The 16453-nt window shown below is 59.9% G+C and carries 16 protein-coding genes; 9 read left to right on the top strand and 7 right to left on the bottom strand.

What is annotated here, in order from left to right; translation table 11 throughout:
* Window positions 1-236: 236 nt before the first annotated feature.
* Both HU762_RS26280 and HU762_RS26275 read right to left on the bottom strand, forming a co-directional pair.
* On the bottom strand, window positions 237-1730 hold the full coding sequence (locus tag HU762_RS26280; RefSeq protein WP_186641823.1) for a CoA-acylating methylmalonate-semialdehyde dehydrogenase: 1494 nt from the start codon (window positions 1728-1730) through the stop codon (window positions 237-239).
* A gap of 63 nt (window positions 1731-1793) precedes the next feature.
* Window positions 1794-3143 (bottom strand): aspartate aminotransferase family protein, encoded by a 1350-nt coding sequence (locus HU762_RS26275; RefSeq protein WP_186641822.1) that lies wholly within the window; start codon window positions 3141-3143, stop codon window positions 1794-1796.
* A 123-nt stretch (window positions 3144-3266) separates the two neighbouring features.
* Between HU762_RS26275 and HU762_RS26270 the strand changes: the two genes are divergently transcribed.
* The 5 genes from HU762_RS26270 (at window position 3267) to HU762_RS26250 (ending at window position 8149) form a co-directional block, all read left to right on the top strand.
* Window positions 3267-4187, top strand: coding sequence for a LysR family transcriptional regulator (locus tag HU762_RS26270; RefSeq protein ID WP_186641821.1), 921 nt, complete (start codon window positions 3267-3269; stop codon window positions 4185-4187).
* 105 nt (window positions 4188-4292) lie between these two features.
* Window positions 4293-4943, top strand: a complete 651-nt coding sequence (locus tag HU762_RS26265; protein WP_186641820.1) for a TetR/AcrR family transcriptional regulator — start codon at window positions 4293-4295, stop codon at window positions 4941-4943.
* A gap of 6 nt (window positions 4944-4949) precedes the next feature.
* Window positions 4950-5543: a YigZ family protein gene (locus HU762_RS26260; protein WP_186641818.1), complete on the top strand. Its 594-nt coding sequence runs from the start codon at window positions 4950-4952 to the stop codon at window positions 5541-5543.
* Window positions 5544-5956: 413 nt separating this feature from the next.
* Window positions 5957-6643, top strand: a complete 687-nt coding sequence (locus HU762_RS26255; protein WP_186641817.1) for an SDR family oxidoreductase — start codon at window positions 5957-5959, stop codon at window positions 6641-6643.
* Window positions 6644-6790: 147 nt separating this feature from the next.
* Window positions 6791-8149: an 8-oxoguanine deaminase gene (locus HU762_RS26250; protein WP_186641816.1), complete on the top strand. Its 1359-nt coding sequence runs from the start codon at window positions 6791-6793 to the stop codon at window positions 8147-8149.
* A gap of 28 nt (window positions 8150-8177) precedes the next feature.
* Here HU762_RS26250 and HU762_RS26245 read toward each other — a convergent pair whose 3' ends face one another.
* Entirely contained in the window at window positions 8178-9269 is a 1092-nt protein-coding gene (locus tag HU762_RS26245) for a calcium:proton antiporter (protein ID WP_186641815.1), read from the bottom strand.
* Between the two features lie 187 nt (window positions 9270-9456).
* On the opposite strand from HU762_RS26245, the gene HU762_RS26240 reads away from it, so the two are divergent.
* Entirely contained in the window at window positions 9457-10410 is a 954-nt protein-coding gene (locus HU762_RS26240) for an adenosine deaminase (RefSeq protein WP_186641814.1), read from the top strand.
* A 52-nt stretch (window positions 10411-10462) separates the two neighbouring features.
* On the opposite strand, the gene HU762_RS26235 is transcribed toward HU762_RS26240, so the two are convergent.
* Window positions 10463-11842, bottom strand: a complete 1380-nt coding sequence (locus tag HU762_RS26235; protein WP_186641813.1) for an MFS transporter — start codon at window positions 11840-11842, stop codon at window positions 10463-10465.
* Between the two features lie 87 nt (window positions 11843-11929).
* Window positions 11930-12664: a helix-turn-helix transcriptional regulator gene (locus tag HU762_RS26230; RefSeq protein WP_186641812.1), complete on the bottom strand. Its 735-nt coding sequence runs from the start codon at window positions 12662-12664 to the stop codon at window positions 11930-11932.
* A gap of 393 nt (window positions 12665-13057) precedes the next feature.
* On the opposite strand from HU762_RS26230, the gene HU762_RS26225 reads away from it, so the two are divergent.
* Complete coding sequence (locus HU762_RS26225; protein WP_186641810.1) at window positions 13058-14071, top strand: zinc-binding alcohol dehydrogenase family protein; 1014 nt, start codon at window positions 13058-13060, stop codon at window positions 14069-14071.
* A gap of 156 nt (window positions 14072-14227) precedes the next feature.
* Window positions 14228-14398: a hypothetical protein gene (locus tag HU762_RS26220; protein WP_186641808.1), complete on the top strand. Its 171-nt coding sequence runs from the start codon at window positions 14228-14230 to the stop codon at window positions 14396-14398.
* A 1-nt stretch (window position 14399) separates the two neighbouring features.
* Here HU762_RS26220 and HU762_RS26215 read toward each other — a convergent pair whose 3' ends face one another.
* Both HU762_RS26215 and HU762_RS26210 read right to left on the bottom strand, forming a co-directional pair.
* Window positions 14400-15602 (bottom strand): multidrug effflux MFS transporter, encoded by a 1203-nt coding sequence (locus HU762_RS26215; protein ID WP_186641807.1) that lies wholly within the window; start codon window positions 15600-15602, stop codon window positions 14400-14402.
* Window positions 15603-15687: 85 nt separating this feature from the next.
* On the bottom strand, window positions 15688-15894 hold the full coding sequence (locus HU762_RS26210) for a cation transporter (RefSeq protein WP_186641806.1): 207 nt from the start codon (window positions 15892-15894) through the stop codon (window positions 15688-15690).
* Between the two features lie 148 nt (window positions 15895-16042).
* Between HU762_RS26210 and HU762_RS26205 the strand changes: the two genes are divergently transcribed.
* Window positions 16043-16426, top strand: a complete 384-nt coding sequence (locus HU762_RS26205) for a hypothetical protein (RefSeq protein WP_186641805.1) — start codon at window positions 16043-16045, stop codon at window positions 16424-16426.
* Window positions 16427-16453: the final 27 nt, after the last annotated feature.

Genomic DNA, 16453 nt, shown 5'->3' with positions numbered 1-16453 from the left:
ACACCGCCCTACCCACTCCTTCCGTGCTTCGATGAACTGAAGCCCGCCCACATCGAAACCTACTTAACCCTTTGAAACTCAAGGAGTTTTCCGTTTCGACTGCGCCGGAAGCGGGGCGAATTATAGACAGCCAGGATTTGCCGTCAACCCTTTATTTCACAATTCTGTCATATCGGTCAAAAAGCTCCGTAAACACAGAGGCCTGCGTCCCAGGACGCAGGCCTCTCATCTCCCCCCTACAAACTAGGGAAAGCAAACTGCGAAGCCTCGTGACTGGCGCGCTGTGGCCAGCGCTGGGTAATGGCCTTGCGGCGAGTATAGAAACGCACTCCGTCCGGACCGTAGGCATGCAAGTCGCCGAACAGCGAACGCTTCCAACCACCAAAGCTGTGATAGGCGACAGGAACCGGCAATGGAACGTTAACGCCGACCATCCCTACTTCAACCTCATCGCAGAACAACCGCGCTGCTTCACCATCCCGGGTAAAGATGCACGTGCCGTTGCCATACTCGTGATCGTTGATCAGTTGCATCGCCTCTTCCAGGCTGTTGACCCGGACGACGCACAAAACCGGCCCGAAGATCTCTTCTTTATAGATGCGCATTTCAGGCGTAACGCGATCAAACAGACAGCCCCCGAGGAAAAAGCCCTCTTCGTAACCGCTCACACTCAAGCCACGGCCATCGACGACCAGTGAAGCCCCCCCCGCCACACCGTCTTCTATATAGCTACTGACTTTGTCGCGGTGTTGACCGGTCACAAGCGGCCCCATGTCCAACCCGCAAGACGTCCCGGCGCCGATCTTCAACGCCCTGATTTGCGGCACCAACTTGGCCACCAGTGCATCCGCCACCTGGTCACCGACACACACCGCCACCGAAATCGCCATGCAACGTTCACCGCACGAACCGTATGCCGCGCCCATCAGTGCGCTGACGGCATTATCCAAATCTGCATCCGGCATCAGCACCGCATGGTTCTTGGCACCGCCCAGCGCCTGGACGCGCTTACCGCGTCGGGTACCTTCGGCATAGATGTACTCGGCAATCGGCGTCGAGCCGACAAAACTCAGCGCCTTCACCTCTGGCGCCTCGATCAACGCATCCACTGCCGCCTTGTCGCCATGGATTACGCTCAGCACCCCCTTGGGCAATCCCGCTTCCAGCAACAGCTGGGCGATTAACAGGGTGGAACTCGGGTCGCGCTCCGACGGCTTGAGAATGAAGCAATTGCCGCAGACGATCGCCAGCGGATACATCCACAGTGGCACCATCGCTGGAAAGTTGAACGGAGTGATACCCGCCACAACTCCTAAAGGCTGAAAGTCTGACCAAGCATCGATGTTCGGTCCTACGTTGCGGCTGTATTCACCCTTCAGGATTTCCGGCGCCGAACAGGCGAACTCGACGTTTTCAATACCGCGCTTGAGTTCACCAGCGGCGTCCTCCAAGGTCTTGCCATGCTCTTCGCTGATCAGTTGGGCGATGCGCGACTCGTTCTGCTCCAGCAACTGCTTGAAGCGAAACATTACTTGGGCACGCTTGGCCGCCGGCGTGTTGCGCCACGCGGGGAAAGCCGCCTTGGCGGCATCGATGGCCTGCTGGACCGTTGCGCGATCCGCCAGCGGCACCTTATGGATAGCCTGGCCAGTGGATGGGTTGAACACGTCGGCGGTGCGCGCGCTATCGCTCGACAGTTCGCCATTGATCAAATGCGGGATGAGGCTCATGAGGACTCCAGACAATTCGGTCACCAGACGCCCGCTACAGGGCGCCTGTCTATAAAGAAGAAATCAGTCGATTTTGTTCAACACTTCACCGACCGCATCGAACAGACGATCCAGATCCTGCGGCTTGCTGTTGAACGTCGGACCGAACTGCAGGGTGTCGCCGCCGAAACGCACATAGAAACCGGCTTTCCACAGCGCCATGCCCGCCTCGAACGGGCGTACGATGGCATCACCGTCGCGCGGAGCAATCTGGATCGCACCGGCCAAGCCATAGTTGCGAATATCGATGACGTTCTTCGAGCCCCTCAAACCATGCAAGGCGTTCTCGAAATGTGGCGCGACCTCGGCCACGCTTTGCACCAGGTTTTCTTTCTGCAACAGGTCCAGTGCCGCCAAGCCTGCCGCGCACGCCACTGGGTGCGCCGAGTAGGTATAGCCATGGGGAAACTCGACGGCGTACTCAGGTGTCGCCTGGCTCATGAAGGTCTGGTAGATCTCGGAGCTGGCAATTACCGCACCCATGGGGATCGCGCCATTGGTGACTTGCTTGGCGATGCACATCAGGTCTGGAACCACGCCAAAGCTATCAGCGCCGAACATCGAGCCGGTACGACCAAAACCGGTAATGACCTCGTCGAACACCAGCAGGATGTTGTGCTGATCACAGATGTCGCGCAGGCGTTTCAGATATCCCTCCGGCGGCACCAATACACCGGCAGACCCGGCCATCGGCTCGACAAATACCGCAGCGATATTGGAAGCGTCGTGCAGTTCGATCAACTTCAACAACTCATCGGCCAAAGCAATACCGCCTTCCTTGGGCATGCCCCGCGAATAGGCATTGCTGGCGAGCAAAGTGTGGGGCAAATGATCGACGTCCATCATGGCCTGGCCGAACAACTTGCGATTGCCACTGACGCCGCCAAGGCTGGTGCCGGCGATGTTCACGCCGTGATACCCACGGGCGCGACCGATCATCTTGGTCTTGGTCGCCTGTCCCTTGAGGCGCCAATAGGCGCGGACCATCTTCACCGCGGTATCGGCGCACTCGGAACCGGAGTCGGTGAAGAACACATGGTTAAGATTGCCTGGGGTCAGGCTGGTGATTTTTTCCGCCAACTGGAACGACAGCGGATGCCCGTATTGGAAGCCCGGTGAGTAATCGAGCGTACCCAGTTGCTTGGCGACCGCTTCCTGGATTTCCTTGCGGGTGTGCCCGGCGCCACACGTCCACAGGCCTGACAGCGAATCATAGACCTTGCGGCCCTTGTCATCGGTCAACCAACTGCCTTCGGCGGCAACGATCAACCGAGGGTCGCGTTGGAAGTTGCGATTCGCCGTGTAGGGCATCCAGTGGGCATCCAGCTTGAGCTGGCTGGCCAGGGAACCGGGAGCGTGTTCGGGCATGTTCATCGACAAAAACCTCGCAGGGCGTAAGCGGCATGAAGTCAAAAGCATTCTTGCAGCTAAATTGCCACGGGGATAAAGTCGGTGAAATCCAACTTTTCTAACCTTCAGTCAGCAGATCACTAAACTATGAGCGTCCGTCGTTCCGATCCCCTGGCCCAAGTCAGCGACTTCGACATCCGCTTGCTGCGCATTTTCCGAAGCGTGGTGGAGTGCGGGGGATTCTCTGCCGCCGAGACGGTGCTCGGGATAGGCCGCTCAGCCATAAGCCAGCAGATGAATGATCTGGAACAGCGCCTCGGCCTGCGCCTGTGCCAGCGCGGGCGCGCGGGTTTTTCCCTGACGGAAGAAGGCCGCGAAGTCTATCAATCAGCCCTGCAGTTATTGAGCGCGCTGGAAAGCTTTCGTACCGAGGTCAACGGTCTTCACCAGCACCTGCGCGGTGAACTGACCATAGGGCTGACGGACAACCTCGTCACGCTGCCTCATATGCGCATCACTCATGCCTTGGCCCAGTTGAAGGAGCGCGGTCCAGAAGTGCAAATCCAGATCCGCATGATCGCGCCCAACGAAGTCGAGCAAGGTGTGCTCGACGGTCGCCTGCATGTCGGCGTAGTCCCCCAGGCCAGCGCTCTTTCCGGCCTCGAATATCAACCGCTCTACAGCGAACGCTCGCTGCTGTACTGCGCGGTGGGACATCCGCTGTTTTATGTCGATGACCAGCAGCTCGAAGATGCGCGTCTCGACAGCCAGGACGCCATCGCCCCGACCTTTCGCCTGCCCACCGAAATCCAGGCTCATTACCAGGCGCTCAATTGCACCGCCAGCGCCTCGGATCGCGAAGGCATGGCGTTCCTGATTCTCACCGGGCGCTATATCGGTTACCTGCCGGATCACTACGCCAATCTTTGGGTCCAGCAAGGCCGGCTGCGAGCACTCAAACCCTTGGCGCGCTTCTACGATCTGAGCCTGGCATCGGTCACGCGCAAGGGTCGTCGCCCGCACCTGGTATTGGAAAGCTTCCTCGAAAGCCTGGCGGCAACCCGCTGAGATTTCTCCAACGCATGGCTTTTATAGCGGTGGCACTTGTCGGATCCGCACCGGTGCGCTATGAACGCATTTGCCCGCACCCACAGACCTAGCCCGGAAACGTCCATGACCTTTGAAGTTCCCGCCCATGGTGGCAAGCCTACCGGCCGCATTCGTCAAAAGAATGAAGAGACTATCCTCAGGGCCGCCGAGGATGAGTTCGCCCGGCACGGTTTCAAGGGCACCAGCATGAACACCATCGCCGTGAACGCCGGATTGCCCAAGGCGAACCTGCATTACTATTTCACCAACAAGCTCGGGCTCTACGTGGCGGTGCTGAGCAACATCATTCAGTTGTGGGACAGCACGTTCAACTCTCTGACGGCCGAGGATGATCCGGCGCAAGCGTTGACCCGCTATATCCGCGCCAAGATGGAGTTTTCCCGGCAGCATCCCCAGGCGTCGAGGATCTTTGCCATGGAGGTGATCAGCGGCGGCGAATGCCTGAGCGAATATTTCAACCAGGACTATCGCGCTTGGTTCAAAGGCCGCGCAGCCGTGTTCCAGGCGTGGATCGATGCGGGAAAAATGGATCCGGTCGATCCGGTGCACCTTATCTTCCTGCTGTGGGGCAGCACCCAGCATTACGCCGATTTCGCCACGCAGATCTGCCGCGTGACGGGACGCAGCAAGTTGACCAAGCAAGACATGATCGATGCCGGCGACAACTTGATCCGCATCATCCTCAAAGGCTGCGGCCTGACACCAGACCTCTAGGATTCCATGCCTTATACCCTCGCCGGCTTTTGCGAATACCGAGAAGAGATCCGCAAGAGCCGATTCATTACCTTCGCGGCCCCCATCACCAGCCCCGCCGAGGCCCAGGCCTTTATCGAACAGCACAGCGACCTTGATGCCACGCATAACTGCTGGGCTTGGAAACTGGGTGACCAGTACCGCAGCAACGACGACGGCGAGCCGGGCGGCACCGCCGGGCGCCCTATCCTGGCCGCCATCCAGGCCCAGGACTGCGACCAGGTCGTGGTGCTGGTCATACGCTGGTACGGCGGAATCCAGCTGGGCACCGGAGGCCTGGCTCGCGCCTACGGCGGTGGCGCCAATAAATGCCTGCAAAACGCCGATAAGATCGAGTTGATCAGCCGCGTGGCGCTGCACTGTATGTGCAGCTTCGCGGAGCTGGCCTTGGTGAAACTGCGAATTGCCGAATGCGGTGGCCTGGTCCAGACCGAGGAGTTCACAGCCAACGGCGTGAAACTCCAATTGGCGGTGGGTGAACAGCACATTGAAAACCTTCAAGCGCGTCTCGCCGATCTGAGTCGCGGACAGATAGTGCTCGAACGCCAAGAAGCCCCATAACCGCCTCAGCGGTATCGGTTTTGCCCACATGCGCTGTGCACCCGCCTGTGGATAACCTGGGCGTAGCGTGCTGTAACCCTTCTGTCATGCGGCTTTCCGAGGTTTGCTCACTTTTCGTACAAGAATTGACAGACACGCCGAATACGATGAGAAAACAAACGCTTGCAGCGCTTTATCACCTTTAGAAGAAAGCGATACAGGGCTTATGCCCCAGTTTTCAGTTTGCGCACAATAACTGTGGAGGAACCTGTGGATAACCCGTTCATGGCTCCAGCCGCCCCAAGAACAGCATGGTTCGCAGCCGTCTGCCTATTTTTTAACCAGCAAGTCATGCATTACCTCGCAAGCTGAAACAACGGCCCAGGCAACGTTGTCCATTAAATCCGAAACCTGTTCTTTCAAGGAAAGCATTCATGAATTCGGCAAGAAACGCATTGATCATTGGCGCCTCCAGAGGCTTGGGCCTGGGTCTGGTCAAGACGCTCGCCAGCGACGGCTGGAACGTGACCGCCACCGTGCGCAACCCGCAGAACGCGCAGGCTTTGGAAGCGCTGGGCGCGGTGCGGATCGAAAAGCTCGACATGGATGACCAGCAAGCCGTCATTGCCTTGAGCCAGCGGCTCAAGGGTCAGACCTTTGACTTGTTGTTCATCAATGCCGGCGTCAAGGGCCCCGCCAACCAGAACCCGGGGGGCGCGACGCTGGCCGAGGTCGGCCAATTGTTTTTCACCAACGCCGTGGCGCCGATCAACCTGGCCCAGCGTTTCGTCGGGCAGATCCGCGAAGGCAGCGGTGTACTGGCCTTCATGAGTTCGGTGCTGGGTAGCGTGACGATGCCCGATGCGCCAGAACTGGCGCTGTACAAAGCAAGCAAGGCCGCGCTCAACTCCATGACCAACAGTTTTGTCAGCCAATTGGGTGAACAGACACTGACCGTGCTGTCGCTGCACCCGGGTTGGGTAAAGACCGACATGGGTGGTGAAGGCGCCGACCTGGATGTGGAGACCAGTACCCGTGGGCTGATCGACCAGGTCAATGCCTATGCCGGCAAGGGCGGCCACCACTTCGTCAACTACAAGGGCGAAACGATTCCCTGGTAAATACCAAGGCGCTCGGCAGGGCTCTGGATAAGTGCCCGCCAACCTGAGTAAACTCCGAACCTCGCCCTTCCCCGGCGACCCTGGATCAGCAGACAGGGCATCACTGAGCTGGCTTACCTGAACCCACTTTCAGAGGAGCCGGCCACCATGCCTGCGACCCGTACCTGGTTAAAAAATCCCCTCGCCATTTTCACCGCCAACGGCCTCGATGCCCGTGGCGGTCTCGTCCTGCAGGACGGTGTGATCGTCGAACTGCTCAGCGCCGGGCAAAGTCCCGCGCAACCTTGCGACAGCGTGTTCGACGCTCGCGAACATGCGATCCTGCCGGGACTGATCAACACCCACCATCATTTCTACCAGACCCTGACTCGCGCCTGGGCGCCCGTGGTAAGCGAACCCTTGTTCCCCTGGCTGAAAACTCTCTACCCAGTGTGGGCGCGACTGACCCCGGCAAAACTCGCGCTGGCAAGCAAAGTGGCGTTGGCTGAACTGTTGTTGTCAGGCTGCACCACGGCGGCCGACCACCACTATCTGTTTCCCGAAGGCCTGGAAAACGCCATCGACGTGCAGGTGGAAACTGTCCGTGAACTGGGCATGCGCGCAATGTTGACCCGCGGTTCCATGAGCCTGGGCGAAGCGGACGGAGGTTTGCCGCCGCAGCAGACCGTGCAGCAGGGCGAGGTGATTCTCGACGACAGCCAGCGGCTGATTGCTCAATACCATGAGCGCGGTGACGGCGCGCGAATCCAGATCGCCCTGGCGCCCTGCTCGCCGTTTTCCGTCACGCCCGAGATCATGCGCGCCAGCGCCGAACTGGCGGAAAAACTCGATGTGCGCCTGCACACGCATTTGGCCGAAACCCTCGACGAAGAAGACTTCTGCCTGCAACGCTTCGGCCTGCGCACCGTGGACTACCTGGACAGTGTCGGCTGGCTCGGCCCACGCACCTGGCTGGCCCATGGCATCCATTTCAACCCTGACGAAATCACCCTCCTTGGCGCCGCCGGGACCGGCATCTGCCATTGCCCCAGCTCCAACATGCGCCTGGCCTCGGGCATCTGTCCGACGCTTGAGCTGATCGGCGCCGGCGCACCGCTGGGCCTGGGCGTGGATGGTTCGGCGTCCAACGATGCCTCGAACATGATCCTCGAAACCCGCCAGGCGCTCTACATCCAGCGCCTGCGCTATGGCGCGCAAGCGATCACACCGGAGCGCGTGCTCGGCTGGGCGACCCGGGGCTCGGCGCAACTGCTGGGGCGCAGCGACATCGGTGAATTGGCGGTGGGCAAACAGGCCGACCTGGCGCTGTTCAAACTGGATGAACTGCGTTTCTCCGGCAGTCATGACCCGATTTCAGCGCTGCTGCTATGCGGCGCCGACCGGGCGGATCGAGTGATGATTGCCGGGCAATGGCGAGTGATTGACGGGCAGGTCGAGGGGCTGGACCTGAGGGGCCTGATCGCCGACCACAGCCAAGCGGCGCGGGAGCTGATCGCAGCCTCCTGATCCCACCCATATGTGCGTTGCCCGGGCGTTAGAGTCCCAGCAACGACAACATGATGAAGGTGGCAAAGAGCACAAAGTGAGTCATCCCTTCGATGGCGTTGGTTTCGCCATCGTTGAGGTTGATGGCACTGACGATCAGCGTGATGAAGATCATCACGGTCTGCACCGGAGTCATCGCCATCTGGAAAGGCTGGCCGGTGTAAAGCGCCATCGCCTCCATCACCGGCACGGTCAGGATCACGGTGGACAGCGACGCCCCCAGTGCGATGTTGACCACCGATTGCATACGATTGGCGAGGGCCGCGCGCAGGGCGGTGAGAATCTCCGGCGCAGCGGAAATGGCCGCCACCAGGATCGCCGTCACCACCGGCGGCGCGCCCGAGCCTTCCAGTCCCAGGTCAATGGCCTTGGACATGACCTCCGCCAGCGCACCGATCACCACCACGCCAAACACCAACGCACTGATGGAAAACGCCAGGCTGATGGGCTTCGGCTCGTTTTCTACCGGCTCCTTCTTACGTCGTTTTTCCGGATAGCTGTAGCTGAAGAAATAACTGTGGGGCCCCACCTGCATGCGCACGAACAAGGTATACAACACGATCATTGCGCCGATGGTGAATGCCGAATAATGCTTCCAGTTTTCTTGCGGAATGAACTCCGGCACCACCATCGATACACCCATGGCGGTGAGGATCATCACGCTGTAGGTGCGCGCCGAATCGTCGTTATAGACCTGCTCGCCGTGCTTGAGCCCGCCCATCAGCGCCGCCAGCCCGAGAATACCGTTGATGTCGAGCATGACCGCTGAATAAATCGTGTCCCGCACCAGGGTCGGCGATGCCTCGTTGTTCATCATGATCGCCAGGATCACGACTTCCACCAGCACCGCGGACAAAGTCAAGATCATGGTGCCGTAGGGATCGCCAACCTTTTCCGCCAACAGCTCAGCGTAGTGAGCGACACGCATGGAGGCGGAAACGATAAAACCGATCAACACCAATCCACCAACCAGCGCCACGACCCGCCCGTTACCCAGCAGCCAATGCTCCAATGGATAAGCGACGAATGCGGCAAGCAGCGCCAGTAACAACAGTTTTTCTTGCTTGATCAACGTGAGCATCGTGGGCCTGTCGCCATGGATGGGTCATGAGCTACTAGACTGTGACGTGCCGGGAACGTTTCCTCCAGATGTGACGTAGCTGTCCTCCAGGCATGAACACTTAGTGGATCAGCCGGTCAGGTTTTGCCCGACATCGGCGCCCGTCCCTGTAGAATGCCCGCCATCGATTCGCTGATGAGAAAAAAACATGTACGACTGGCTTAACGCCCTGCCCAAGGCTGAACTGCATTTGCATCTGGAAGGCTCGCTGGAGCCCGAGCTGTTGTTCGCCCTGGCCGAGCGCAACAAGATCGCCTTGCCCTGGAATGACGTGGATACCCTGCGCCAGGCCTATGCCTTCAACAACCTGCAGGAATTTCTCGACCTGTATTACAAGGGCGCCGACGTACTGCGCACATCCCAGGATTTCTACGACCTGACCTGGGCCTATCTGCTGCGCTGCAAGGCACAGAACGTCATCCACACCGAACCGTTTTTCGATCCGCAGACCCACACCGACCGAGGCATTCCATTCGAAGTGGTGCTCAACGGCATCGCCGCAGCGCTCAAGGACGGCGAGCAACAGTTGGGGATCACCAGCGGCTTGATCCTGAGTTTCCTGCGCCACCTGAGCGAAGAACAGGCCGAAAAAACCCTCGACCAGGCGCTGCCGTTTCGCGATGCGTTCGTGGCCGTGGGCCTGGACAGTTCGGAGATGGGTCATCCACCGAGCAAGTTCCAGCGGGTATTCGACCGTGCTCGCCATGAAGGTTTCCTGACCGTCGCCCACGCAGGCGAGGAAGGCCCACCCGAGTACATCTGGGAGGCACTGGACCTGCTGAAGATCCAGCGCATCGACCATGGTGTCCGGGCGATTGAAGACGAGCGGCTGATGCAGCGGATCATCGACGAACAGATCCCGTTGACGGTGTGCCCGTTGTCCAACACCAAGCTGTGCGTGTTCGACGACATGTCGCAGCACAATATCCTCGACATGCTCGAGCGCGGCGTGAAGGTGACGGTGAACTCCGATGACCCGGCGTACTTCGGCGGCTACGTCACCGAAAACTTCCACGCGCTGCATACCCATTTGGGCATGACCCAGGACCAGGCCAAGCGGCTCGCGCAGAACAGCTTGGATGCGCGCTTGGTGAAATCCTAAGTCATGTAGCGAGTACCCCCTCGCCACTGAGAACACCTGTGGCGAGGAAGCTCTATTGCGCGCCCCCCTCGCTCAACTCTTCCAGCGTCTTGCCTCGCGTCTCCATGCCAAACAACCAGACCACGCCCGCCGCCACGGCAAAGCACAGTGCGCCGAGGGCGAACACGCCGCCCTGGCCGGTGATAGGAAATACCAGTCCGGTCACCATGGGCCCGAGCAACGAACCGATGCGCCCGACCGCAGAGGCGAAGCCCGAACCGGTGGCTCGGGCTGAGGTGGGATACAGCTCCGGCGTATAGGTGTAGAGCACTGCCCACATGCCGAACAGGAAAAACTGCATCAGCAGACCGGTACCGATCAGCAGGCCGATGTTGCCGCCGAACACCGCGCTCTGGCCGTAAAGAAACGCCATCGCCCCGCCTCCCAGCAGCGTGATGACGCACACCGGCTTGCGTCCCCAACGTTCCACCAGCCACGCCGCCATCAGGAAACCGGGAATCCCGCCGAGGGAAATCAGCACGGTGTAATACACCGATTGGGTCACGGCGAAGCCCGACTGCTGCAACAACGCGCTGAGCCAGGACGTCAGGCCATAGAAACCGAGCAAGGCAAAGAACCAGACACTCCAGATCATCATCGTGCGCTGGCGGTACAGCGGTGACCAGATCTGCGTCAGGGCCGAGAAGAAATTGCCGGGAACGGTCGCCAGTCTTGGCAGGCGAATCGGCTCAGGCAAGTCGCGCCCTCCCAGCGAAGCCCGGACCTTCTCTTCGATCCGCTTGAGCACGGCATCCGCCTCGTCACCTCGACCGGCCTGTTCAAGCCAACGCGGCGATTCTGGAATGAAAAAACGAATCGCCAGGACGAACACCGCCGGCACCGCCAGTACCAGAAAGATGTCCCGCCAGCCAATCACGGGGAGCAGAAAATAAGACAGCACCCCGGCCGCCACGAAGCCCAGCGGCCAAAAGCCGTCCATCAGGGCGATGTAACGCCCTCGGCGCTTCGCAGGAATCAGCTCCGAGAGCATCGACTGGGCAATCGGGAATTCCATGCCCATGCCGACACCCAGCAGGACCCGAAACAGTGTCAAGGTCTCGACGTCCTGAGCGGTGGAGCACAGATAACTGGCAAGCCCCCACAGCACGATGCTCCATTGGAACACCGGTTTGCGGCCAAAACGATCGGCCAGCATGCCCGACAATGAAGCCCCCACCACCATGCCGAAGAAGCTGGAGCTGGCAAGCAACCCAGCCTCGGCGGAGCTCAGGCCGAACTCGGTTTTGATCGAGCCCAGCAGGAACGTCATCATTGCCAGGTCCATGGAGTCGAAGAAAAAAGCCAAGGCGATAATGATGAAAATGACCCGGTGATAGCCGCTGATGGGCAACCGTTCCAGTCTTTCCGCTGCACTGTAGGCGTGAGTGTTCATGTTGCGCTCCCCAATCCGATAGTTCCCCGGACCGAGTGTGCGCGAACCTTGCAAGCAGCGATTGCTGATTGCGACCTGTCTACCGCCCTAGAGCGCCATTCCCAGAGACTCCTGCCTGGCGAACCGATGGATTTCCTGTTGACCAAGCGCCGTTACCTGCAAGGCCCTTGAGTCATTGGGCAAGCTCAGCCAGCCGGATTGCATGAACAATTGCAGCAGCGCCGCTCCCAGCGCGCCCCCCAAGTGCGGACGCCGCTCGCTCCAATCGGGGCAGGCGCAAGCAACTCGGGCATTGCGATGGGCCAGTGCCTGGATGAACAGACCGCGTCCCGCCAATTGATTGGCACCTTTGTGGGTCACTATCACCCGCTGCTCACATTGCTCAAGCCACCCGACATCCAATAGCTGCTGATACAGGTCCGCCGCCAGCGTGCCCCCCAGATGGTCATCGCAAAGCCTGGCGCGCATCAACGAAGCGGGAGCCGTCGGCGCCTTGGTGGTCAGCAGGCCGCGCTTGAAGACGTCCGGAACCTGTCGCGGCGTGCTGGCGAGGGTTGCGCTCGCCAGCGCCTCGACGGCTGCGCCAATCTCGGGCGCCGCCAGGCGAAAGAAGCGCTTGCGTCCGCGAACCTCAACTTTCAACAGGCCCCCGGTGAAAAGACGTCCCAGATGGGCGTTGGCCGAGGATGGCGAAAGCCCAGCCAGCAAAGCCAATTCGTCGGCTTGTCGGGCGGTACCATCCATTAACGCCCACATCATTGCGCTGCGCTTCGGGTCGGCCAGTAGCGTGGCAATCTGGCTGATGCAAGGTGCATGTTCCATGTATTCACTCCCTGTTGAATCATTCGTCTACTGCCTTGGGGCATATCGACCCATAAGAAGGTGCCGCCCAAAGCGGCTGACCGCCTGGATGGCCGGCATGCCCGTCCGGGCGTCGCCTTGTGCCGGCGGAGACAGCGGGGATCCAAACCGGGTTACCGCCATCCTCGTTGCCGCGCCGATACAGGCGGTCGCTAGTATAAGCGCGTGGGTCAAGGTTGCCTGTCCTCCGGAAACCTTTGGAGGCGATTGTTGGTGAGGGAAAAGTCTCTATTTGTCCGCGACAAATGGTCATTATCAAAAAATCGCTGAAAGACCCTGTTGGTTTAGCCACTTTTATCTCGATTCCAAATGGCCAAACATAGGCCCCAACATACCCACTCACGGAGCCGCTTCATGAAAGCCATCGCGTACTACCAATCCCTGCCCATCAGCGATTCGCAATCGCTGCAGGACATCGAGCTGCCCACCCCCGTCGCCGGCCCCAGGGACTTGCTGGTGGAAGTCAAAGCCATCTCAGTCAACCCCGTGGATACCAAGGTCCGCCAAAACGTACAGCCCGAGGACGGCGCGGCCAAGGTGCTGGGCTGGGATGTGGCGGGCGTGGTCAAGGCGGTCGGCAACGACGTCACGCTGTTCAAGGCGGGTGACAAAGTGTTCTACGCAGGCTCCATTGCCCGCGCCGGTGGCAACAGCGAATTGCACGTGGTGGATGAGCGCATTGTCGGTCATATGCCGAAGACCCTCGGCTTTGCTGAAGCCGCCGCGCTGCCGCTGACGTCCATCACCGCCTGGGAACTGCTGTTCGACCGATTGCAAATCAACGAAGGCCAGCACGATCAGGGCCAGAGCCTGCTGATTGTCGGTGCCGCGGGAGGCGTGGGATCGATCCTGACGCAATTGGCCAGCCAGCTCACCGGGCTGAAGGTCATCGGTACCGCTTCCCGGCCACAGACAGAGGAATGGGTACGAGGCCTGGGCGCCGACCTTGTGGTTGATCACAGCCAGCCGTTGGCCGAGGTCCTCAAGAAAGCGGGCCAGGGCCATGTAACCCACGTCGCCAGCCTGACGCAGACCGACCAGCATCTGGACCAATTGGTCGAAGCCCTGGCACCCCAAGGCAAACTGGCGCTGATCGACGATCCCAAGTCGCTTGACGTAACCAAGCTCAAGCGCAAGAGCCTGTCGTTGCATTGGGAGTTCATGTACACCCGTTCACTGTTCGAGACCGCCGACATGCTTGAACAACACAAACTGCTCAATCGCGTCGCCGGGCTGATCGACGCCGGCACGCTGAAGACCACCGTCGGCGAGCATTTTGGCACCATCAATGCCGAAAACCTGCGCCGGGCTCATGCATTGCTCGAGAGCGGGAAGGCCAAGGGCAAGATTGTGCTAGAGGGGTTCTGATTGCCGGGATTGGCAAGCCAGATATCTGGCTTGTCGATCCCCGTATGGAAAACCTGCACCGTCAGTCCGACAATTCACCGTCGTCACAACTGCGCCCGCATTCCGGTCTACACTCGAGGCCTTTGCAACGCAGTCTTTTACACGAGGAGGTCAGCAATGAAGATCCTGATAAAAGAAGTGGCAAAATCCCAATGGCAAGTGCGCCTTGACCAGCATGTCGTGACCTTTCGCACCGAGGCCGAAGCCCAGGCTTTCGCCAATACCCTGCAAGCGCGCATCCATGCGCCGCATCATTTTCCCGAGCATCAGCAGCGCGCGGCCGGTTGAATCAATCCGGCTGGCCCGCCTGAGCGAGTGCCTGGGCATCCTGCAGACGGCGGGTCAGCATTGCCGCGCCCACCACCAATAGTCCGCAGAGGCTGATGACGATCGCCATCGGCACGGCGGTCCCATCATGCAGCGCCGCCACCAGGGCAGCAGCCCCGGCAGCCACCGAAAACTGCAAGCATCCGAGCATTGCCGAAGCACTCCCGGCCCGGGCGCCCTGCCCGTTCATGGCGCACGCCGAGGCATTTGGAATGATGCAACCCAGGCTGGCGATGCAGATGAACAACGGAATCAATAGCGGCCACAACTGCTCCGGTTGCATGGCGCTGACAGCCAACAGGCTGAGCCCGGCGAGCAGGTAGACCCATACCGCGCGGGTCAGCAGGAACGCTGGGCCGCGCTTGGACAACATCCGCGCATTGACCTGCGCAACCAAAATGAAGCCCGCCGCGTTGGTGCCGAACAACCAGCCGAAATGTTCGGCCGGCACGCCATAGAGCTTGATGAAAACGAACGGCGAACCGGCGATGTAGGCAAACATCCCGGCAATCGCAATACCACCCGTCAGGGCATGCCCCAGGTAAACCGAGTCTTTGAGCAGCCGGCCATATTGACGCAACGCACCGGACAACGGTTGGCGAGGCACATGGTCCGGCAAGCTTTCAGGCAACCACAAGGCAACTGCCGATGCCGCGAGCGCACTGAACACTGTCAGGCAGATGAAAATCGATTGCCAGCCGTGCAAGTTCACCAGCAGGCCGCCGAGCATCGGCGCGAGGATCGGCGCCAGGCCCATCACCAGCATCAGTTGCGAAAACACCTTGGCCGAGCCCACCGCATCGCATTTATCGCTGACCACCGCCCGCGAAATCACCATCCCCGCGCATCCGCCCAAGGCCTGGACGAAGCGCGCGCCAATCAGCCATTCGAGGCTCGGCGCATAAGCGCAGGCCAGGGAAGCCACGGTGAACAAGCCGACGCCGATGAGCAACGGAACACGCCGCCCAAAGCGATCCGCCACCGGCCCATAGGCTAATTGCCCGAGGGACAGCCCGAGAAAATAGGCCGCCAGGGTCAGTTGGATATGGTTTTCGTCGGTCCCGAAGGCAAGGGCCATCGCCGGAAAGGCCGGCAGATAGAAATCGATCGCCAAGGGACCGAAGGCGCTCAAGGCGCCAAGAATCAGAATGGTACGGAGGTTCATCAGGCGTCCAGCTCAGGCGTCAGTCGGCAGCCCGACAGTCTAGCCGGGCTCGACGCTCTTGAACATTCCGATAGGTCGCTAACGATTAAAATGTTTCAAGAGGACGGACTTCATATCCTTCTTCCTGGATTGCTTCGATCACGGCTTCGGACGACAACTTGCTTTCGACCTCAACGGTCTTGGCGCCCAGATCGATCTTTACTTCGGCTCCCGCGTCTTTGGTCTGAAGAGCCTGGGTAATGGCCTTGACACAATGACCGCAGGACATGCCCTGAACATTGAAGATTTGCATGAAAATGACTCCTTGGCTTGAGGTTGCCCGCAGTTTCAAGCTTGCCATCATGGCAAGGTCAAGTTCTGGCGAAAACTGCCGGGCTGGCAATCGGCGTCGCGCTCGGCCAAGCTGCACCTATCAAGGATTTCACACCGGAGGTTCAGCCATGCGCTGGTCAGCGTTCAGTCTGTTTTGCATGCTCGGTTTTTCAGCGGTGGCGCCCCAGGCATCGGCCGCCGGCGAGGATTACGGCGTGTTGATCATTTCTCGCGAGCGCCTGGAGGTGTCGACCAATTGCGAAATCGGCATCTACATCCAGGATCAGCTCTCGGCCAGGCTGTTCCAGGAGCAAAGCACCTCGTTCAACCTGCCACCGGGACAGTTTTCCTTGCGCCTGAAATTGCTGCCGGGACAGGCGCCGGGTTGCAACCCGGGCATGCTCGCGCCGGGATCGCAGAACATCACCCTCAGGGCCGGTGACATCTTGAAGTTCCGCATCGCCATGAATGATCAAGGCATGTACCTCAAGCAGGCTGGGCTCGGTTACTGACCCATCATAAGCGAAGGGTGCGGGTTT

This window comes from Pseudomonas sp. SWRI92 (genome assembly GCF_014268685.1).
GTDB classification, from domain to species: Bacteria; Pseudomonadota; Gammaproteobacteria; order Pseudomonadales; family Pseudomonadaceae; genus Aquipseudomonas; species Aquipseudomonas marvdashtae.
This window is presented reverse-complemented; position numbering and strand designations above follow the sequence as displayed.